Source organism: Burkholderia sp. FERM BP-3421 (genome assembly GCF_028657905.1).
In the GTDB taxonomy this organism is placed as follows: Bacteria; Pseudomonadota; Gammaproteobacteria; order Burkholderiales; family Burkholderiaceae; genus Burkholderia.
Genome location: NZ_CP117781.1, coordinates 1,145,327 through 1,165,550 on the forward strand (window position 1 = coordinate 1,145,327; position 20,224 = coordinate 1,165,550).

Here is a 20,224-nt window from a genome sequence, read left to right on the forward strand (position 1 = left end):
GATATAGTTGGCGGCAAAGGCGGGCTCGCCGCGCGCCACGGGCGGGACCGGTTCCGTCTGCCGCATCGTATTTGGGCGCGGCGCGGCGGCGCTACAATGGCGTTCTGCGCGGCGTCCGGGCCAGGGCGGCGCGCGATGAGATCGGAAGTCACTGGCGGTGATGCGGTAGTTGTTGGCAGACGGATCCCCGTTGCCGGGCAGCGGGGCCTCGACAATAATTTCCCTGAGAGAACATGCTTACGCTCGCTGATCCCAAGGTCAAAAACGTCGCGCTCGTGGAGTGCGGCGAGCGGTTCGTCGATCTGGCGGACCCTGATGCCTCCATCGCGGTCGACTTGAGTCGCCGCTACATCTCAAGCAAAAGTCCTCATTTCCTGAAAGTGCGCGCGTCGCTCGCCGCGCGGCTCGCCGCCGCCGGCAAGGCGCTGCCGGCGGCGCTGCGCTTGTGCGTGACGGAAGGCTATCGGCCGCTCGGCGCGCAGCGCGACTACTTCAATCGCCATCTCGCGAAGCTGCGCGCCGCGCGCGCCGGCTTGAGCGACGACGCCTTGTTCATGCTCGCGAGCCACTACATCGCGCCGCCCGACGTGGCCGCGCATCCGACCGGCGCGGCGATCGACCTGACGCTGATCGGTGCGGACGGCGAGCCGCTCGATCTCGGCTGCGTGCTGAATGCGACCGACGCCGAATCGTCGGGCGCGTGCTATACGGATTGCGCGTTCATCAGCCCGGCCGCCGCGCGCAACCGCCGGCTGCTGGTCGACGCGATGCGCGGCGCGGGTTTCGTCAACTATCCGTCCGAATGGTGGCACTGGTCGTATGGCGATCGCTATTGGGCCGCGTGCACGGGCGCGCCGCGCGCGTTCTACGGTCCGGTCGACGAGGCCGCGCTCGAACAGGATGCGGCCGCGGCGCGCGCGCCGGCGCTGCACGAGGGGGCGGGCCGATGAACGACGTGCTGATGGACGCCACCGCCGAAGTGGCCTGGATGCCGATCGCGTTGGCCGAGGTCGGCGTGCGGCGGTGTGCCGAAGGCGAGAGCAATCCGCGCATTGTTGAGTACAACGATGCGACCAACCTGATCGGCTACGACGACAAGATTTCATGGTGCTCGTCGTTCGTCAACTGGTGCCTCGCGCGCGCCGGCATCGCGGGCACCGGCTCGGCGCTCGCGCGCTCGTGGCTCGAGTGGGGGCGTGGGCTCGTCGAGCCCGTGTACGGATGCGTCGTGGTGCTGTCGCGCGACGATCCCGCGAGCTGGAAGGGGCACGTCGGCTTCTACCTGCGCCAGGACAACGAATCCCTGTACCTGTTCGGCGGCAACCAACTGGGCGAGGTGCGCGAACTCGCTTATCCGCGCGCGCAACTGCTCGCCTACCGCTGGCCCGAGCCGAGCCCCGCGCGCTGACGCGGCTCGGTCACGCTGACGATGCTGCCCCACGGTGATTCGCGTTCGCGCGTGCGCACGGCGGCGCCGACGCGCAGCGTCGCCCAATACGGCGCGCTCACGCAGTGCGGCGGCGCGAACGGCGCGCGCGCATCGACTTCGACATAGGCGGCGCAACCATAGGCGCCCAGCGGCTGCCATTTCGCGACCACGTTGCGCTGGCGCAGCGCTTCGTCGCCATAGCGCTGCGTGTAGGTCCAGCCGAGCGCATAACCGGACGCGACGCCGGCACTCGCGAACACGAGGCTGAGCACGAGCAGCACGCGTCGCAGCCCGCGCGCGGATTCGAACGCGTGCGGGCTGAAGCGCAGCATGAGCAGGCCGGCGGCGGTCCACGCGAGGCCGGCCGCGCCGATCAGCGGATACAGCGGCGTCGCGGGCGTGAAGCCGGCGCCGTAGGCGTGCAGGCCCAGCAGCAGCACCGCTCCCCAACCGACGACGAACAGCGCGCGCACCGGATCGAAGGCGAGGCGCGCGCGCGATGGAAACAGGCCGGTGGGCAGCGCGTCGGCGCGGCGTCGCACGCGCCATGTCCACAGCGCGGCGGCGGTCGCGCAGCAGGCGGCCGATACGGCCAGCATCAGCCCGTTGCCTTGCAGCGCCCAGTATCCGGTCAGCAGTGCGAGCCCGGCGGTCGTCACCGGCCAGGCGCCGACGCCGCCGAAACGGCGCGCATGCCGGCCGTTCCAGCGCCTCGTAATGTCATCGAAAGAATGTGGATGGCTCAATCGATCGCCTCGTTGTTCTTGTATCGACATGACCCATCATAGGAAATACATCGTTTTGTCACGGGGCTTTTGCAGGGGGGCATCGCGAAGCTGCACGCGATGACGGTTTGTGTCAGGCTGTGCACGACGGATCTGTGCCATGCGTGTGACGCTTCGGCGCCCGGTGTTGCGCGGAACGCGACACGCGTCAACAAAGCGATGCGCGGCGCGGGAAGCCGTCGTAGAGTGTGGATTGGATTGAGGGAGGCCTGCGGCGCGCGCGTCGCGACGCAGGCGCTTCGCAGGGCTAAGTTGCGCCGCCGGCATGATCCGGCGCAACTTGCGCCGGATCCTGTCAGGTCGACATCACGTCGCGCGCCTTGCGCGGCGACTGGTTTCGCTGCGGCGTCGCATGACGCGGCGGAGGCCGAACCGATTCCAGCCGCGCGCAGCGTGCGCGCGGCGTTCGAACAGGCTGCGCGCGACCGTCGTCGCGCGCGGTGCGACATAGGCGGGCCGGCGGCCCGCACGCATGCGCGGGTATCGCACGATACGCGCATGAGGCCGCCCGGCGCGCATCGATCTCGCCTGAAGTGCGAGGGAATCGCGTTATCTGTGTAAAACATTGCAAGACGTCATCGCGTTAACGTGGTTCTCTTTCTAGGATGTAGAGAGTGGTCGCGTCAGATGTCGGCGGCGCTGTCGCGGTAGGCCCGCGAGGCGCAAGAGTGGTGGCCGACGTGTTCCGCGATCGTTGTGGTGCGTTCGGGGCGGCCCGTGCGGTGCTGCCGGACGATTTCATCCGTCAATACGGAGGTAAGCATGTTGAACTGGATCAGCCGTTGGGCGTTGCGGCACGCCCCCACGCCGGAGAAAACCGCTGCGTCGATGCTGGTGACCGCGCGCATGGAGTTGTTCACGGCCGAGCAGCGTGTGATTGACGCGAAGTTGCAGGCGGATTACTGGCGCACGCGCGTCTCGTTCCTCGAGGAAGTGCAGAAGCAAGGCATCGAGCCGTGGGTCAGCGCGCAAACGCAGAAGTCCGAGATCGAGACCGCAGCGGCGGCGCGCGGGGTCGTGGGTCCGCGTCTCGCGGCCAGCACCTGAGCCGGGTTCGATGAAACGCGCTGTTGCCTGTCTGCGCGCGGCATTGGACTGTCGCGGCCCGGCCGTCGTCGACCGCAGCCCGCCGCCCCCCGGCTTCGTGGGCGTTTTCCCGCATCATCCTGATTCACGTTTCATGTTCGCGCGCGTGGGCGTGCGATCGTTCGCGTCGACCTGAGTTCACGCGCTCGCCCCGCCGGGGCGATGGCGCCGGAGTGTGGCGCACCGGTCCTCATCGAGGCTGGGCACGCAACTTCGTCCGGTAGCAACGGAACACGGTGGCGGACGCACGGCGGCTTGCGCCGCGTCGTGCATTGAATCGGCCCGGGGGTTTACCGTTGCCGTTCCTCGCGTGCGGAGTGCGCGCGCGATACGCGCGGTGCCGCTCCATCCTTCCTTCCTTCGATAGCGCCCATTCGCCTGCGCGAACCCGCAGCGGTGTTGACGCGTGCGCATCGGATCCGGTAAATTGGACGACATGAACGCACGCGCACTCACCACCACGACCACCACCACGACCGCCATCGGCGGGCGGAGGGGAGGTCGCGTGTCGTAGTCAGTGCGTCTCTGACATCCCTGAAGCCCCGCCGGAAACGGACGGGGCTTTTTTCATGTCCCGTGCCGCCGGCTCATCACGAAACGGAGCACACGATGGACGCATTCGATCACCGGATTCTCGGCAGCAAGCTCGATCTTTTTCACCAGCGGGACGAAGGCCCCGGCACGGTGTTCTGGCATCCGCGCGGCATGGCGCTGCTGCGCGTCGTCGAGGAGTACGTACGGGTTCGGATGCGCGCGGCCGGGTTCGCGGAAGTGCGCACGCCGCAGTTGCTCGCGCGCGCGCTGTGGGAGCAGAGCGGCCATTGGGAGAAGTTCGGCGATCAGATGTTCACGCTCGACGGCGACGACGGCCGGTTCTGCCTGAAGCCGATGAGCTGCCCGGGGCACGTGCTGATCTTCAAGAAAGGATCGCGTTCGTACCGCGACCTGCCGGTGCGTTACGCGGAGTTCGGCGCCGTGCATCGCGCGGAGCCGTCCGGCGCGCTGCATGGGCTGATGCGCGCGCGGGCCTTCACGCAGGACGATGCGCATGTGCTGTGCGCGCCGGCGCAGGTCGAGGCCGAGGTGGTGCGCTTTTGCGCGCTGCTCGCGTCGGTGTACGCGGATTTCGGTTTCGACGCGTTCGAGGTCGCGCTGTCGACGCGGCCGGCGCAGCGCGCGGGAGACGATGCATCGTGGGATCGCGCGGAAGCCCAGCTCGCGGCGGCCGCGCGCGCGGCCGGACTGCGCTTCACGCTGCAGCCCGGCGAGGGCGCATTCTACGGGCCCAAGCTCGAATTCCACCTGATCGACCGGCGCGGCCGCAAGTGGCAGTGCGGCACCGTGCAGCTCGACTTCGTGCTGCCCGAGCGGCTCGGCGCGACGTATGTCGACGAGAAGGGCGAGAAGCGCGTGCCCGTGATGATTCATCACGCGGTGCTGGGCAGTCTCGAACGCTTCATCGGCATCCTGCTCGAACATTACGAGGGCTGGTTGCCGGCCTGGCTCGCGCCGGATCAGGTGGTGGTCGCCAGCATCGGCGAGGCGCAGCGGTCGTTCGCCGACCAGGTGGCGCAGGCGTTCGAATCGATCGGATGCCGGGTGGCGCGCGATTTCCGCGCGGAACGCCTGCCACGCAAGATCGTCGACGCGCGCGCGCTGGCCGCGCCGATCCTCGCGATCGCGGGCAGCCAGGAAGCGCGCGACGGCACGGTCGCGTTGCGTCTGCGCAATGGCGAGCAGCAGGTGTTGCCGCTCGACGAGGCGCTGGCCTGCGTGGCGCGTGCGACGCGCGTGCCGTTGCGCACGGCGCCGCGCGTCGGCAACGACGCGGCCGCGTGATCGGCCCGGCTGTGCGGCCCGGTTGCGCGCGACGCCGCATCAGCGCGGGCGTGGCGCCGCGAGATCGGCGAGTGCGTCGCGCAGCCGCGCGAGCCAGCGCACGAGCGTGTGCGACGGCTGCGCGTAGGGCGTCGTGAGCGTCGCCTCGGCCGGGTGCGGTCCTCTGGTGCTGAGCCAGATGCGCTCGCCCTGCCGCACGTGCACGGTGTCACCGGGCTGAAGCCACAGATCGTCGACGCTGCTCGACCGGATCAGGCGCACCTGGGCGCGCCCGATCCGCAGCTCCGCGTCGCTGCGCGCGCGCCAGGTCAGGGGCGCGCCCGGCGTGAGCGGAAAGTGCAGGGCGACGCGCGGCAGCGGTATCGCGTCGGCATCGGGCGGCGGCCACATCGGGTTCGCGTCTTCCATCTTCGTCTTCTCCTTGTAGAGCCGGCGGATGGAGCGCGATGCCATGCATGAAAAAGGCCCCAACCGGATCGGCGGGGCCTGGTGACAGTGCTTGCTGTGGAACGGCTAGCGCACGGAGGCCCCGGGTAATGCACGTCGTGCAATTACCGATCGGCGGCCTGACGAGAGAGTGAAAACGGTGCGCGTGTTCATGACCTGCAGTGTGTCGGCGGCGCAGGCGCTTGTCAACGCTCGCGTGGCGTTACGGGCGCATCCGCAGCGTCTGGTCGGCATTCGGCGTGGCGCCCAGGCGTTCGAGCGCGGCAGCCGCGTCGCGGTTGCCTTGCAGCAGCGCGGTTTGCAGCGCGGTCCGGCCGAGCGCGTCGACGTGGTCCGGATCCGCGCCGCGCGCGACGAGGGTCGGCAGCAGGTCCAGGCGACCGAACAGTGTCGCGAACGACAGCGCGGTCGCGCCCGCGTTGTTGGTCTGGTCGATCGGGCAGCGCGTCGCGATCAGCGTGCGCGCGATCGCCGCATCGCCCTTGAAGATCGCGCCCATCAGCGCGGTGTTGCCGTGCCGGTCCGCGGCGCACGGATCGGCGCCCGCGCGCAGCAGGTAGGTGAGCGCATCGCTCTGGCCGCGATACGCGCTCAGGATCAGCGCCGTGTACCCTTCGCGAGTCCTGGCGTCGAGCGGATAGCCGGCGTCGGCGAGCGCCTGCAGGATGTCGATGCGGCCGAGACGCGCCGCCGCGAACCAGGTGTCGTCGTAATCGCGCACGGTTTTGGGCGCGGCGCTCCGGAGCGCGGCCGTGGAGGGCGGTTCGATGTGCGCGCAACCAGCGGCGACGAGCAGCAGCGCGGCGAGCGCGCCCGCGCGCCAGGCGCGCGACGTGAAAATCGAGCGAGGATTCATCGTGGCAAGGCCCGCACGTCGTGCGGGCGCGCTTGAAGGAGCATCGGGCCGGGGACGCGGCATGCCGCGTCCCCGGGCGGGGCGTGGGATCAGTGCTCGACGAGCTGGTCCGCGAGCGATTTCACGCGCGACACATCGGCCTGCGTCGCCTTCGCGAGGCGTGCACCGTAGTCGGCGTCCGCCTTGTAGAAGTACGACAGCATCGTGTACTTGTTCCGGTCGTTGGTCACGCGTCGCAGGTCCGCCGACAGCGCCGTCACGAGATCCTGGCGGTCACGCTCGGACAGCGCGCGGTAGTACTCGCCGGCCTGCCTGAAGTTCAGCGTCTTGTGGATCGCCGCCTGCTGCGTGACGCCGGAGAGCGGCGTCTGGACGTACTTGTAGCGCGGGTTCTGCGCGATCTCGTTGAGGGTCGACGGTTCGTAGTTCACCTCGCCCTGGCGGCCGCCGCCGTTCATCGCGCCGTCCTGGTTGTTGCTGACGACCGGCACGCGCGGGCGGTTGATCGGCAACTGGCTGAAGTTCGCGCCGAGCCGGTACATCTGGGTGTCCGCATAGGAGAACACACGGCCTTGCAGCATCCGGTCCTCCGACGGCTCGATGCCGGGCACGAGCCGCGACGGCGCGAACGCCGATTCCTCGGTGCTTTCGAAGAAGTTGTCCGGTACGCGGTTCAGCGTGAGCGTGCCGACCTTGCGCTCCGGCACATCGCTCCAGACCTTGGTGTCGTCGAGCGGATCGTAGTCGTACTTGCCGAGGTCCGCGGGCGAGAGCACCTGGATATACAGATCCCACTTCGGATAGTCGCCGGCCTTCAGCGCGCCGTACAGGTCGTTCGTCATCAGGTTCCAGTCCGCGCCGACCGAGCCCGGGATGTCCTTCGGCCGCATGCCGTGGATGCCCTGCGCGCTCTTCCAATGGAACTTCACGTAGTGCACCTGGCCTTGCGCATTGACGAACTTGAAGGCGTGCACGCCGAAGCCGTCCATGTGCCGATAGGAATCCGGCATCCCCTCGGGGGTGTACAGCCGGGTCAGCATGCTGGTGGCTTCGGGCGTGTGCGCGAAGAAGTCGAAGGCGAGGTTCGGATCCTGCACGCCGGTGACCGCGCTCGGCTTGTTCGCGTGCACGAAGTCCGGGAACTTGATGGCGTCGCGAATGAAGAAGATCGGCCAGTTGATGCCGACCAGATCCCAGTTGCCCTGCTCGGTGTAGAACTTGACCGCGAAGCCGCGCGGATCGCGGGCCTGCTCGGGCGAGCCGCGCGAGCCCATCACGGTCGAGAAGCGCACGAACACAGGCGTGCGCGTGCCGGACGTGAACACCTTCGCCATCGTGAGGTCGGCGAGATCGGCGCTCGGGACGAATTCGCCGAAAGCGCCGGTGCCGCGCGCGTGCACGACGCGCTCGGGGATCCGCTCGCGATCGAAGCGCTGCAGTTTTTCGATCAGGTGGGAGTCTTGCAGCAGCACCGGGCCGTTCGGTCCGGCGGTTTGCGAATTCTGGTTATCGCCGACAGGCGAGCCATTGTCGCGCGTGAGGTCGGCGGCCGAGGCCGTGGTCGCGAGCGCGACGCAGGCGGCGGCGACGAGACCCAGGCGCAAACGGTTCGTGGCGGTGGACATGTCGTGGGAACTCCTTGATGACAATCAGGTTGGTGAAACCGATTGCATTACAAGAGATCGTCGGACGATATGCCAATTGAAATTGGGTATGGCGGCGATAGGCGTGGAGAACAGGCGCGCGAGAGGCGATGACTTCCGGGGCGTTTGCGGTTCGATGCGCGGGGTGAAGCGGGTTCGGCCATCACACGCTTGAAAGATTAATCATGCAGGAATGCGAATCGTATATCGATGGGCGCGACGCACCGGGGCGGAGCGGAAAGCGGCGGCGTCGCCGCCACGCCTCCCGCCGCGACCGCATTGCTTCAACCGGCCTCTCCCTCCGACGGACCGACGACCGACGGCACATAATCCGGCGCGGCGAGCCAGTCGAGCAGCAGGCGCGAGAAGGCCGGGCAGTCCTCCAGTTCCGGCGAGTGCCCGGCTCGGTCGAAGCCGCTGTGCCGCACCACGCGGCGCAGTGTGCGCGACAACGAAGTCTTGTCGCTGTGGCGATGCGTGCGATCGGCATGTCCCCAGGTGAGCAGCGTCGGCTGATCGATCTGAACCTCGGGCGGCGCGTCGCGATAGAACTGCTGCCACAGCGAGGCGAGACAGCAGAACGCGCCGCTGTCGAGCGCCGACAACAGCGTCGGCGTGAAGTCCCGATACCGATCCTTGGCCATCGCCGCGCGATACCAGCCGACCCCGATGCGCCGCGTAACCAACATACCCGCGAGTTGACCCACGAGCGGGCGCGACAAGGTATGGTCCGCGTCGACATAGTTCGCCCAGCTGACCTGCTGCTCCCACGCGACGCCTTGCCACAGCAGCAGCTTGGCGATCCATGCGGGCCGCTGCGCGGCGATCTGCAGCGCGATGTGCGCCCAGACGCACGAGAACGCAAGCAGATAAGGGCCTTCGTCGAGCACCAGCAGCAGTTCGTCGATCGCGGTCCGGTAGTTGTCGAACGTGAAGCGGAAGGCGCGGCGCGGCACCGAATAGCCGAAGCCGGGCGGCTCCAGGCAGACGACCCGCGCCTCGGGCGCGAGCAGCGAGACGAGCGCATCGAAATGCTCGATCACGCTCGGCGGATCGCAGACCAGCACGATGGTCGGCTGGCTGCCGATGCGCGCGCCCGTCACGCGCACCCGCATCGCGCAGTTCGACACGTCGACGATGCGCACGCCGTCGCGCGCATGCGCGGCCGGCCCGCGGCGGATCCGCGCGGCGCGCGCGCCGAGCCGCAGCGTGTCGAGCCAGGTCGTGTCGATGGATGCGCCGAGGCGGCTGACGGGGCGCGCTTCGACACGGAGATCGGACGAAGTGCTCATCGCGTCACCGGGTCGGCCAGAGGATCATCTGCGTGCAGCGGAACGTCGCGAGCAGCTTGCCTTCATGGCGGACCAGCGCGTCCCACACCTGGGTCGTGCGGCCCGCATGCAGCGCGCGCGCCTCGCAATGGATCACGCCGTCGCGCGTGGTGCCCATGAAATTGCTTTTCAGCTCGATCGTGGTGAAGTTCGTCGCGCCTTCCGGCAGGTTCGCGAAGCAACCGTAGCCGCATGCGGTGTCCGCCATGCTCACGAGGGTGCCCGCGTGCAGATAGCCGTTCGGCGCGAGCAGCGACTGGCGGACGTCCAGTTCCGCCTTCAGGTACAGACCGTCCAGTTCCGTGATGACCATCCCGAGCAACCCGGGCAGATAGTCCTTGCCGAGGCGATTGAAGTAGTCCGCATCCCGTTGTTCCGACATTGCTTGTCTCCGTGGTTGAGCCGTTCAGGCTGGATCCGCATGCCATTGCGCGACGATCGGCAGCGCGCCGCGCAGCAGCAGGTCGCGGCAGGCGTGGCGCTGGACCTTGCCGCTCGTCGTCTTCGGCACCGCGGACGGCGGCGTGAAGAGAATATCGTGCACGACGATGCCGTGCCGCTGCGTGATCGCGCGGCGCAGGCGTTCGAAGTGGCCGCTGCGCGCCGCCTCGGCGTTGTCGCGGAATGCGGGCAGGTGGCGCGCCCGCAGTTCGCGCACCACCGTCACGCGCGGCGTGGCCTGCCGCGCGGCGTCGACCGCGAATACCGCGCAGCCGCCCGGGCGGAACACCTCCGGATCGAGCGTCTCGATCGTCGCTTCGAGATCGTGCGGGTAGTGATTCGCGCCGCGGATGATCAGCATGTCCTTGAGCCGACCCGTCACGACCAGCTCGCCGTCGCGCAGGTAGCCGTAGTCGCCCGTCCGCATGAAGGCGCCCGCGACGCCCGCGACCCGCGCCGCGAAGGTTTCCCGCGTCAGCGCGGGCTGCCCCCAATAGCCTTGCGCGACGCTCGGCCCGCTCGCCCACAGTTCGCCGACTTCGCCGTCCGCGCAGCGCTCGCCGGTGCGCGGGTCGACCACGAGCACCATGCTGTCCTCGGCCGGCGCGCCGCACGCGACGCCGGCGTCCGGTGCGCCGACCGGCCCGGGCGCATCGCCGCGCAGCGGCGCGCCGGTCGTGAACAGCGTGTGCTCGGCGAGCCCGTAGCAGGGATAGAACGCGGCGGCGTCGAAGCCGCAGCGTGCGAAGCGGGCGGCGAACGCGTGCAGCGTGCGGGCTCGGATCGGCTCCGCGCCGACGAAGGCGAGACGCCAACTGGCGAGATCGAGACGGTCGAGATCGCTGTCGGCGATGCGCATCGTCGCGAGCATTTCGTAGGCGAAGTTGGGGCCGCCGCTCGTGGTCGCGCGGAATGTGCTGACCGTGCGCAGCCAGCGCAGCGGATGCTTGAGAAAATCGAGGTGCGACATCAGCGCGACCGGAAAGCCGGCGTAGAGCGGCTGCAGGATGCCGCCGATCAGTCCCATGTCGTGATACGGCGGCAGCCAGATCGCGCCCCGGCTGCTTGCATCGTGCCCGAAGCGGCGCGCGATCAGCGCCGAGTTGTGCATGAGGTTGCGATGGCCGATCATCACGCCCTTCGGCGAGCCAGTGGAGCCGGACGTGTATTGCAGGTACGCGGGTTGCGCGGGATCGGGCGAAGCGGTCGGGTCCAGGAGCGCGGCGGTCGGTTCGTCGAGGTCGGGCGCGTCGACGGCCAGCCACGGCAGGCGCGTGAGTGGCTGCATCGGCGCGCCGGGTTGCGCGCAGGCGTCGCGCTCCGCCGCGGTGCCGAGGATGACGGCCGGCGCGCAATCGGCGACCATCGCGATCAGGCGCGGCAGCGTGCGCACCGCTTGCGCGGGTTCGATCGGGTACGCGGGGGCCGCGATCACGCCCGCATACAGGCAGCCGAACAAGGCGACGATGTAGTCGAGCCCGGGCGCGAACAGCAGCAGGGCGCGGTCGCCGGGCCGCGCGCGGGCCAGCAGACGCGCGGCGAGCGTGGTCGCGCGCCGGTCGAGTTCGGCGCAGGTCAGCACCTGCGACGGTTCGTCGCCGAAGCCGACGAAGGTGTAGACCGGCAGATCGGGCGTGGTTCGCGCGCGGTGGCGCGCGAGCGCGACGAAGTCCCGGCATGCGTCGATGTTCCGGTCCGCGTCGTTCATTCGTTCGCTCCCTGCGCGGCGGCGGCGCTTTCCCGCTCCGCTTCGCGCGGTGCGCCGAACAGCGCGGCCGCGTTGTCCCACAGCACGCGCTCGAGAACCTCGGGCGGCAGGTAGCGCGTCAGCTGGCGGATTTCCAGATCCCAGTCGTAGGGCACATAAGGGAAGTCGCTGCCGTACAGGAAGCGCGTCGGCCGGGCCTGCATCTGCGGCACCAGCTGTTCGAGCGCGGGGCGCCACGGATCGGGCAGCGGCGGATGCATGCCGCGCGGGTAGCGCGCCGGCACGAGCGGGCGCACATCGGGAATCGTTTCACCGATCGCGACGCGGTGGCCGCCGAACGCCATCGCGGTATCGAAGTGCAGGTTCGGGAATTCGTCCATCAGGTCGAGATAGGCCTGTACTTCGTCGTAGCCGATGTGCGGGACGATGATCCTGAGCGCGGGGCGGCGGCGCAGCGCGCGCCGGAATCGATCGACATTGCAGAACGCCCTGACCGCATCGAGCGCCGCGTTGTTCTTCGCGACCGCGCCCGAATGCAGGTTGACGACCTTGCCGCGTTCGGCGACGGCGTCGAGGATCGACGCGAGCGCGGGATCGTCGGGCGCCATCCGCAGCAGGTGGCAGTGCAGCTTGATGCCGGCGAAGCCCAGCGTGTCGAGCGCGCGCTCGACTTCGCGCACGCAGTCCTCGTCGCCCGGGTGCACGGTGCCGAACGGCACCACCTGCGCCGGATGCCGCGCATGGAGGCCGGCCATGAAGGTGTTCAGGAAGGGCGCGATGCCGGGCTGCGACGCATAGCAGATGCCCGCGACGCGCTCGACGCCGTGCGCGGCGAGAAACGCGAGCGCGGCGTCCGCGAGCAGCTGGTAGCGGATGTCCCACGCATCGCGCGCATAGTTTTTCCAGACGAGCTTCGCGACGGAGTCGGGGAGCAGGTGGACGCGGGCGTCGAAGATGCGCGGGGTGGTCATGGCGGGGTCCGTTCAGTCCTGGGGTTTCGCGCCGGCGCCGGCTTTCTTGCGGACCGTCGCGGGATCGGGATGCTGGACGTCCCAGACGAGGCCCAGACGTTCGAGCAGCGCGATCACCCAGGCGGTCACGTCGATTTGCCACCAGCGCAGCCGCGTGCTCGCAAACTGCGGGAACGCGTGGTGATTGTTGTGCCAGCCCGCGCCGAGCGTGACGAGCGCGAGCCAGAACAGGTTGCCGCTCGCGTCGCGGCCCGGGTAGGGGCGCGCGCCGAACAGATGGCCGGCCGAGTTGACCGCCCAGACCGCGTTCGTCGCGAGGAACACCCGCACGGTGCCGCCCCACAGCAGGCCGAGCAGCGCGCTTTTCCACGACAGATCGACGAGCCCGTCGATGAGCATCGGCAGCAGCAGGCCGAGCACGAGCCAGTAGTCGTAGGCGTGATGGATCCGCAGCAGCACGGGGTCGCGGTAGAGATCCATCGCATAGCGGTTCCAGGCCGGCGGCCGGGCCCGCTCGGGCGTGAACAGCCAGCCGACGTGACCTTGCCAGAAGCCGGTCAGGCGGCCGCGCAGGCCCGGCCCGCCGAGCTGCGGCGTGTGCGGATCGCCGGGCCGGTCGGTATGCGCATGATGCTTGCGGTGGATCGCGACCCACCACATCAGCGGCCCCATGTACGCGAGCGAACCGAGCACCGCGAGCGCGACCTGGGTGGCGGGCGTGGCCTTGAACGCGCGGTGCGCGAAGTAGCGGTGCAGCGCCAGTTCCATGCCGAGCAGGTTCAGCACGTAGAAGCCGGCGAGCAGCGCGAACTCGCGCGGACGCGGCGCGGGGCCGCCGAGCGCCCACGACAGCAGCGCGGCCAGCGTGCCGAGCGTCGGGATCAGCGCGACGCCCAGGTGCCGGAGACGCGACGCGACCGACAGGTGGGCGTCGTCGGCCGCCGACGCGCGCGGCGGGGCGGGCGCGCGGCGGGGGGCGTCGAGCAGCGAGGGATCGTCCATCGTGGCGCCCGGGCGGTTACGACGCGCGCGCGCCGAGCCGGTTCGGCTCGATCCGGCGGAACGTGATCCGGTACAGCGCGAACGCGCCGAGGTCGAACGAGTAGCTCATGGTCCGGTACATGCGCTCGTAGCGTTCGATCACATGCAGCGGCGCGAGCGCGAGCGCGCGGTCGCGGTTCGCGCGCAGATTCTCGAACCAGGCGCGCATGGTGCGCGTGTAGTCGTGCCGGTCGTTGCGCACCAGCTCCACCTCGAACAGCATCTCCGACGCGCGCACGATGTCCGCGAGATACGGCAGGTCGGATTCGGGGAACACTTCGTGGGCGATGAACAGGTCGGTGTGCTGCCGGTCGCGCGGCACGTCGCCGTAGCCCATGGTCTGCAGCGACATGCGCGCGCCCGGCTTCAGGAAGGCGTGGCACTTCTCGAAGTAGTAGCGGTAGACCTCGAGCTTGTCCTCGTCGATCTTGGCGAAATGCTCGAACGCGCCGAGCGAGATGATGCCGTCGAACGGCTCGTCCGGTCGGTAGTCCTGCCAGTTCTTCAGCAGCACCTCGATGCCGGGATGGCGATAGCTGTCGTGGATATGGCGGATCTGTTCGTTGGACAGCGTGAGCCCGACCGCCTGCCCGACGCCCGCGACCGTGACGAGCCGGTTGAGCAGCGCGCCCCAGCCGCAGCCGATGTCGAGCACGCGCGCCGCGCCGCGCGCGCGGATCTGGTCGATGTGATAGTCGAGCTTGCGGATCTGCGCTTCCTCATGCGTGTCGCCCTCGTGGTACATCGCGCACGAGTAGTTGCGGCCGCCTTCCTGCGCGAGCGCGAGGAACGCGTTGCCGATGTCGTAGTGGTATTGGATGGCGTCGGCGGACGCACCGAACGCGGGGCCGGCGGCCGGCCGCGGCGTATCGACTTCCGGTGTCATGGGCTTGCTCCTGATGGGGGCCGACGGGTCGGCGGGCGGATTGCGTGCGAAGTCGCGCGCGGGGCCCGTGCGCGGTGCGGCGCGGGCGGCGCGCGGGGCGTTCAACGGCCGGCGAGGGCGCGCGAGAGCTGCGCGATCGTCGGGTGCTCGTAGGGCAGGCTCGGCGACAGCTTGCGCTTCAGGTAGTCCTCGAGATCGCCGACCATCCGCAGCGCGGCGGCCGAATCGAGGCCGTAGTCGATGAACTCCTTGTCGAGGTCGATCGCGTCGCGGCCGATACCGTTCTGGTTCACCAGGTACGCGATCATCCAGTTCTGGATCTCCTGCGCGGTTTCCGCATCGGGCTGGACGGCCGTCATAGTCGCTTGCGTCATCGGGAATCTCCGTGAGTGGCAGAGGGGTCAGGAAAGGCGCTTCTTCTCGATCAGTTCGGCCGGCGGCCGATTGACCTCGGAGACGAGGCGCAGCGCTTGCAGCACGCGCACGAACAGGCCGCCCGGGTCGAGCTGCCACCAGTGCAGGCCGGTGAACGCCGAGCCCGGGAACGCGTGGTGGTTGTTGTGCCAGCCCTGGCCGAAGGTGGGCAGCGCGAGCAGCAGGCTGTTGCGGCTGCGGTCGTGCGCGGTGGTGGCGAAGTCGCGCCGGCCGATCACGTGGCAGAACGAATTGAGCGCCCAGATGCAGTGGCTGACCGCGAAGATCCGCACCAGGTCGCCCCACAGGAAGCCGAGCAGCACGCCGCTCCACGAGCGCGCCGCGAGGCCGCAGACGAGCGGCGGCACGACGAGGCCGATCACCACCCAGCGGTAGTACAGCATGTGCTGGCGGAACACGAGCGGGTCGCGATAGAGGTCCGGGACGTAGCGTTCCCAGCCGTCGGGGCGCGTGGAGCGGCCGACGAACAGCCAGCCGAAGTGGCTGTGGTACAGCCCTTGCAGCAGGCCGCCCGCGCTGGCGCCGGACAGGTGCGGCGAATGCGGGTCTCCGGGGCCGTCGCTGGTGGCGTGGTGGCGGCGATGGATCGCGGCCCACCAGTTGACCGGGCCGTGCACGCCCATCGAACCCATCGCGATCAGCGTGGCGCGGACCCAGGGCCGTGCGTTGAACGCCTTGTGCGTGATGTGCCGGTGAAAGCCGACTTCGAGGCCGAGCGCGGTCGCGAAGTAGAACACGCCGAACACGGCCCATTCGACGGGGCCCGGGCCGTGCCCCGCGATCCACAGGGCGATCGCGAGCGCGGTGCCGACAGCGGGCAGGGCGACGATGATCAGCGCGAGCGCGCGGTCGAGACGGGCGGCGGGCGCGGTGTCGGCGCCGCGCAGCGCATTGTCGATCGTGTGCTCGTCACCGGCCGGCGACGGCGGTTGGCCTGTGCTCATCAGGTATCCCTCGGGTGATTGGCGTGTTCTTCAACCGGTCCGGCCTGACGGCTTTCCGATTGTCATTATTTCGAAGCGTGTCGTGAATACAGGTGATATCTGTTTGTTATGGTGTGGTTATTTTTCTGCAAACATGCGCGAAGCATGATGCATTCTTTGGATATTTAAAATGAGAAGTCAAGGAAGATCGGGATAGAGGGATGATTCCAAACGGCGGGATTTTTTTTGAATAAAGTCGTTAGGGGAAGGATGGTGGAATGGCGGGGGGAGGAGAGGGTTGGCCGGCAGGGCGAGGCGTGGGCCGGCGCGCGGAATCGGGTGGTTTTGGGGTCTGATTTTATTCGATTCGACTTTTCATGCGGGAAATCGAGGTGCCGGGATGAGTGAAAATGTCGAGTCCTGATGCGCGTGATATGGTCGGTAAAAAATATCGATTTGTCGTGAAATGGACAGCGGCTATTTCGTGGCATTTTTCTTATTCATTGTCTTGTCCGGCGCGCAGCGAGGTTTTGCGCAGGCGCGGGGATTGATCGACTCATCGCGGGCCGCGCCGCATGCGCCGACGGACGAAGTCCATTCGACGGCGCGGGTGTCGACGCCGGGCTGGCCGATGCATGCCCTGCGTCGCCTTCGACGATGCGGCCGCCGCGTCAACCTTCCCCCGCCGCCCGCCTTGCCACCCCCCAGTTCCCGCCGTGCGCGGCGGCTTGCGCGGCGGGCGAGCGCGCGAGATAGGCGAGCGCCTGCGCGGTCGAACCTTCGGCGTGCGGCGTATACCCGGGCCGGTAATACCGCAGCGCCGCCGCGATCATCTTCCAGAACGACGGCAGGTGGCCGCGCCGCGAGCCGCGCCACCATGCGATCGCGAAGCCCGGATAGCGGCCCGCCGCCGGATCGCGCCGGTACATGAACTTCGCGCCCGTCGCGACGAAATACAGCAGCATCACGATCACGAAGCTCATGTGCAGCGCGCGTTCGAGGTAATGGCCGCCCATGTGCCGGTAGATATCGAACGCCACGGTGCGATGCTCGACTTCTTCCGCGCCGTGCCAGCGCAGCAGGTCGACCATGGTCGGATCGGCGTTCGCCCCCGTCGAGCGCGCGCGCGTTCAACACCCAGTTGCCGAGATAGCCGAAGAAATGTTCGAGCGAGGCGATCACCGCCAGTTGCTGGCGCAACCAGTAGCGCGTCTTGCCCAGCTCGGCCGCGAAGCCGAACGCCTTCTCGCCGAGCATCTTGCCGAACAGCCAGGCGAGGCGTTTCGTGAACGGCTGCGTATCGATCCCATGCCGTTCGTAGTAGTGCTTGAGCACGCCGCCGTGCGAGCGCGAATGCACGGCCTCCTGACGCAGGAAGCCTTCCGCGTCCGCGCGCAGCGCCGGGTCGTCGATCAGCGGCAGCGCCTTGTTGTATAACGCGGCAGAACCACAGCTCGCCCTCGGGAAACAGCAGGTTCAGCGTGTTGATGATGTGCGTGCTGGCCGGGTCGCCCGGAATCCATTGAATCGGCGTCGCGCTGAAATCGAAGCGCACGTGGCGTGCCTTGATCAGATGGTGGCCGTCGGGTGCGCTCATGGGAGTCTCCGTTGATATCGGGTCCGCTGCTCAGTGCGCGGCCATGTTGAGTCGCGCGATCAGCCGGCCGAGCCACGGCATGAAACGGCCGATGAAACGCATCGCATGCGCCTCCGCGCCCACCGCGACGAGCGGCCGGTCGCGCTGCACGGCGTCCGCCATCGCGCGCGCGACGGTCTCCGGCTTCAGGCCGCGCATCTGGTAGAGCCGCGTCGCGCGCTGCCGCAGGCGCGCTTCGTCCTGCGCGCTCGCGCCCGCGTAGTGCGTCGACGCCATGATCCCGGTCTCCGCGAAGCCCGGGCACACGGCGGTCACGCCGATCCCGTGCTCCGCCAGCTCCGCGCGCATGCATTCGCTGAGCATCAGGACGGCCGACTTGGTGGTCGCATAGGCGGGCAGGTCGCGCGACGGGCCGAACGCGGCCGCCGACGCGGTGTTGACGATATGCCCGCCCGCGCCGCGCGCGACCATCCGGCGCGCGAACAGGCGCGAACCGTGGATCACGCCCCACAGGTTCACGTGCAGGATCCGCTCCCAATGCGCGGCGCTGGTGTCGAGGATGCCGCCCGCCATGCCGATGCCGGCGTTGTTGACCACGATGTCGGCGCCGCCGAGTTCGCGGTCGACCCATTCGGCCAGCGCCTCCATCGCCTCGGCGGAGCCGACGTCCACGCGCCGCGCGTGCGCGCGCGCGCCGAGCAGGCCGACCAGCAGCGCGGTGCGCTCGGCGCCGGCGAGGTCGATGTCGACCGCGACCACCGTCGCGCCGCGTTTCGCGAATTCGAGCGCGGCGCAGCGGCCGATCCCGCTGCCCGCGCCGGTGACCACCGCGAGCTTGCCGCTGAACGGGCCGCTCGGATTGGCGCGGCGCGCGCGCGCGAGCGCGGGCGGCTCGACGCCGTGTTCGACCGCGTCGATCAGTTCCTGTGCGAAGCCGGCGAAGCGCGCCGGGTCCGCGACCGGCAGCCAGTGCCGCGCGGCCACGGTACGGCGGTAGTAGCGCGGCACCCAGCGCGACAGATCCTCCGACAGCGCCGGGCTCACGTACTTGTCGCCGAGCGGCACGATCACCTGCACCGGTGCGTGCGCAAAGCGTTCGCGCGGCGCGAACAGGCAGCGGATGAAGTTCGCGCGGTACAGGCGCACGCCGCGCGCGCCGTCGCCGGCCTGGGTCGGGCGCGGCGCGATCGCGGTGCGCTCGACCCGGCGCAGCAGCCGCGGCCAGGCGCGGCCGAGCCACAGGCGCCAGCTCCATTCGGGCAGCAGCGGCAGGTGGAACAGGTACACGTACCACGAGCGCAGCAGTTGTCCGCCGAGCCGGCCGAGCGCGGCGGGCGACGGTCGCGATAGTTGCCGGCGCAACCAGTAGCCGACGTGGTCGAGGCACGGTCCCGAGCACGAGGTGTAGGAGGCGATGCGGCCGGCGAGACGCGGCTCGGTGACGAATTCCCAGCCCTGGATGGAGCCCCAGTCGTGCCCGATCAGATGCACGGGCCGGGTCGGGCTGAACGCGTCGAGCACCGCGGCGAAGTCGTCGACGAGCCGCGCGAGCCGGTAGTCGGCGGTGCGCGGCGGCGCGCTCGACAGGCCCGCGCCGCGCACGTCGTAGGCGATCACGAAATGCTGCTTCGCGAGCAAGGGCGCGACCGCGTGCCAGACGCTGCTGTCGTCCGGATAGCCGTGCACGAGCACGACGGCCGGGTGCGCGGGGTCGCCCCAGGTCTTGACGGCGAGCGTGACGTCGCCCGAGGGCACGGCGGATTCGGTGTACACCGCTTCAAACAGCGCGAGCGGCGCTTCGTCGGAGAGAGGCTGCATCGTGGGACCGTGTGGAAAGGGGAAGGGCGCGGCGGGCCTCAGGCGGCCTGCTCGTGCGCGGCGGCCGCCTCCTGGCGGCGGTTCCAGCGCCGCACGTGCGGCAGGTCGTCGTCGAGCCAGTAGGCGTCGTCGTCGGTGATCACCAGCAGTTCCTCGAATTTCGCGCCGACGCCCGCGAAGCCGAGATGCGGTTCGACTGCCCACAGGCCCGGCGTGGGCGCGTGCGCGGAGCGCCGGTCGATCGACCACAGCGGCGACCAGCCCTGCTGCTTGCCCGCGAGCCGTTGGTCGAGCATCAGGTTGCGGGTCGAGTTGAGGCCGAAGCGCGCGACGAAGCGCGGCTTCGCGGGGGCGTGCAGTTTCGCGACGCGGTGCGCGAGCACCTTGAACGGGTAGGCCTTGTGGCGCGGCGCGACGCCCTGGCGCCGGCACAGCGCGTCCACGGCCTGCGCGACTTCCGCGAGCGTGCGGCGCTCGCGCACCAGGCCCACGATCAGTTCGCGATGCGCGATCAGGTCGTCCTGCAATTGGTCGAGGATCGGATTGCGGCCGAGGCAGTGCGCGTAGCCGACGTCGGCGACCACGCCGTCGACGACGGGCGCGACGTCGAGGATGATCGGCATGTCGGGTTCGAGCCGGCGGTTGCTCGGGAAGAACGCGAGATTGAAGCCGCCCAGGTGTTTCAAACCGGAGAAGCCCTCGAACGCGGTGCGGTCGCCGAACCAGGCGAACGGCTTGTGCAGCCAGTCGCGCACGCCGTGGTCCTGGGCCCATTCGATCAGGAGGCGCGCGGCGTCCTTCTCGGTCATGCCCGGCTGCAGCATCGCGCCGACCGTTTCGACGCATTGGTAGGCGAGCTGCTGGACGGCGCGGAACTGCGCGAGTTCGTCCGGATGGACCGTGGGCAGGGCGTGGTCGGCCATGATGCGTCGTCTCCTGGTGACAGCCGGCCGAAGGAGGCGAGCGCGTCCGCCTTTTAATGAGTCAG

Annotated in this window: 19 protein-coding genes and 1 pseudogene; 4 read left to right on the top strand and 16 right to left on the bottom strand. The window is 69.1% G+C overall.

The genetic code is table 11. The features are described from left to right. Positions 1-233 precede the first annotated feature (233 nt). Complete coding sequence (locus tag Bsp3421_RS08080) at positions 234-950, top strand: M15 family metallopeptidase (RefSeq protein ID WP_273997890.1); 717 nt, start codon at positions 234-236, stop codon at positions 948-950. After that, positions 947-1,408, top strand: a complete 462-nt coding sequence (locus tag Bsp3421_RS08085) for an NlpC/P60 family protein (protein ID WP_273997891.1) — start codon at positions 947-949, stop codon at positions 1,406-1,408. Before Bsp3421_RS08080 ends, Bsp3421_RS08085 begins: the two co-directional genes overlap by 4 nt. On the opposite strand, the gene Bsp3421_RS08090 is transcribed toward Bsp3421_RS08085, so the two are convergent. Together Bsp3421_RS08090 and Bsp3421_RS08095 are read right to left on the bottom strand one after the other, a co-directional pair. Next, entirely contained in the window at positions 1,375-2,088 is a 714-nt protein-coding gene (locus tag Bsp3421_RS08090; RefSeq protein WP_273997893.1) for a hypothetical protein, read from the bottom strand. The two genes, Bsp3421_RS08085 and Bsp3421_RS08090, sit on opposite strands and share 34 nt — an antisense overlap. A gap of 749 nt (positions 2,089-2,837) precedes the next feature. After that, positions 2,838-3,074 carry a hypothetical protein gene (locus Bsp3421_RS08095; RefSeq protein ID WP_273998448.1) on the bottom strand — a complete coding sequence of 79 codons (237 nt, stop codon included), beginning with the start codon at positions 3,072-3,074 and terminating at the stop codon, positions 2,838-2,840. Here Bsp3421_RS08095 and Bsp3421_RS08100 point away from each other — a divergent pair. Together Bsp3421_RS08100 and thrS are read left to right on the top strand one after the other, a co-directional pair. Next, entirely contained in the window at positions 2,977-3,261 is a 285-nt protein-coding gene (locus Bsp3421_RS08100; protein WP_273997894.1) for a hypothetical protein, read from the top strand. The two genes, Bsp3421_RS08095 and Bsp3421_RS08100, sit on opposite strands and share 98 nt — an antisense overlap. Before the next feature lie 648 nt (positions 3,262-3,909). Continuing rightward, the gene (gene thrS, locus Bsp3421_RS08105) at positions 3,910-5,139 is read left to right on the top strand and encodes a threonine--tRNA ligase (RefSeq protein WP_273997895.1); all 1,230 of its coding nucleotides are present in this window, start codon (positions 3,910-3,912) and stop codon (positions 5,137-5,139) included. Positions 5,140-5,178: 39 nt separating this feature from the next. Here the strand turns inward: thrS and Bsp3421_RS08110 are convergent, their stop codons facing one another. From Bsp3421_RS08110 to Bsp3421_RS08175, 14 genes and pseudogenes are all read right to left on the bottom strand, one after another. Continuing rightward, the gene (locus Bsp3421_RS08110) at positions 5,179-5,592 is read right to left on the bottom strand and encodes a DUF2917 domain-containing protein (RefSeq protein WP_273997896.1); all 414 of its coding nucleotides are present in this window, start codon (positions 5,590-5,592) and stop codon (positions 5,179-5,181) included. Between the two features lie 196 nt (positions 5,593-5,788). After that, positions 5,789-6,442, bottom strand: coding sequence for an ankyrin repeat domain-containing protein (locus tag Bsp3421_RS08115; RefSeq protein WP_273997897.1), 654 nt, complete (start codon positions 6,440-6,442; stop codon positions 5,789-5,791). Positions 6,443-6,531: 89 nt separating this feature from the next. Then, complete coding sequence (locus tag Bsp3421_RS08120; RefSeq protein WP_273997899.1) at positions 6,532-8,067, bottom strand: catalase; 1,536 nt, start codon at positions 8,065-8,067, stop codon at positions 6,532-6,534. Between the two features lie 302 nt (positions 8,068-8,369). After that, on the bottom strand, positions 8,370-9,377 hold the full coding sequence (locus Bsp3421_RS08125) for an alpha/beta fold hydrolase (RefSeq protein ID WP_273997900.1): 1,008 nt from the start codon (positions 9,375-9,377) through the stop codon (positions 8,370-8,372). 4 nt (positions 9,378-9,381) lie between these two features. Beyond that, positions 9,382-9,798 (bottom strand): PaaI family thioesterase, encoded by a 417-nt coding sequence (locus Bsp3421_RS08130; protein ID WP_273997902.1) that lies wholly within the window; start codon positions 9,796-9,798, stop codon positions 9,382-9,384. A gap of 24 nt (positions 9,799-9,822) precedes the next feature. Next, positions 9,823-11,565, bottom strand: a complete 1,743-nt coding sequence (locus tag Bsp3421_RS08135; protein WP_273997904.1) for a fatty acyl-AMP ligase — start codon at positions 11,563-11,565, stop codon at positions 9,823-9,825. Further along, on the bottom strand, positions 11,562-12,536 hold the full coding sequence (locus Bsp3421_RS08140; RefSeq protein ID WP_337995273.1) for an amidohydrolase family protein: 975 nt from the start codon (positions 12,534-12,536) through the stop codon (positions 11,562-11,564). Before Bsp3421_RS08140 ends, Bsp3421_RS08135 begins: the two co-directional genes overlap by 4 nt. Positions 12,537-12,548: 12 nt before the next feature. Then, a complete protein-coding gene (locus Bsp3421_RS08145) occupies positions 12,549-13,538 on the bottom strand; it encodes an acyl-CoA desaturase (RefSeq protein WP_273997905.1) in 990 nt (329 codons plus the stop codon). A 16-nt stretch (positions 13,539-13,554) separates the two neighbouring features. Beyond that, on the bottom strand, positions 13,555-14,463 hold the full coding sequence (locus tag Bsp3421_RS08150) for a class I SAM-dependent methyltransferase (protein WP_273997908.1): 909 nt from the start codon (positions 14,461-14,463) through the stop codon (positions 13,555-13,557). 101 nt (positions 14,464-14,564) lie between these two features. Next, positions 14,565-14,837, bottom strand: a complete 273-nt coding sequence (locus Bsp3421_RS08155; protein WP_273997910.1) for an acyl carrier protein — start codon at positions 14,835-14,837, stop codon at positions 14,565-14,567. Between the two features lie 27 nt (positions 14,838-14,864). Continuing rightward, positions 14,865-15,842 (bottom strand): acyl-CoA desaturase, encoded by a 978-nt coding sequence (locus tag Bsp3421_RS08160; protein ID WP_273997911.1) that lies wholly within the window; start codon positions 15,840-15,842, stop codon positions 14,865-14,867. Between the two features lie 650 nt (positions 15,843-16,492). Continuing rightward, positions 16,493-17,418, bottom strand: a pseudogene (locus Bsp3421_RS08165) (metal-dependent hydrolase). Positions 17,419-17,448: 30 nt separating this feature from the next. Further along, entirely contained in the window at positions 17,449-19,236 is a 1,788-nt protein-coding gene (locus Bsp3421_RS08170; RefSeq protein ID WP_273997913.1) for an SDR family oxidoreductase, read from the bottom strand. Between the two features lie 38 nt (positions 19,237-19,274). After that, positions 19,275-20,159, bottom strand: coding sequence for a M24 family metallopeptidase (locus tag Bsp3421_RS08175; protein WP_273997916.1), 885 nt, complete (start codon positions 20,157-20,159; stop codon positions 19,275-19,277). Positions 20,160-20,224: the final 65 nt, after the last annotated feature.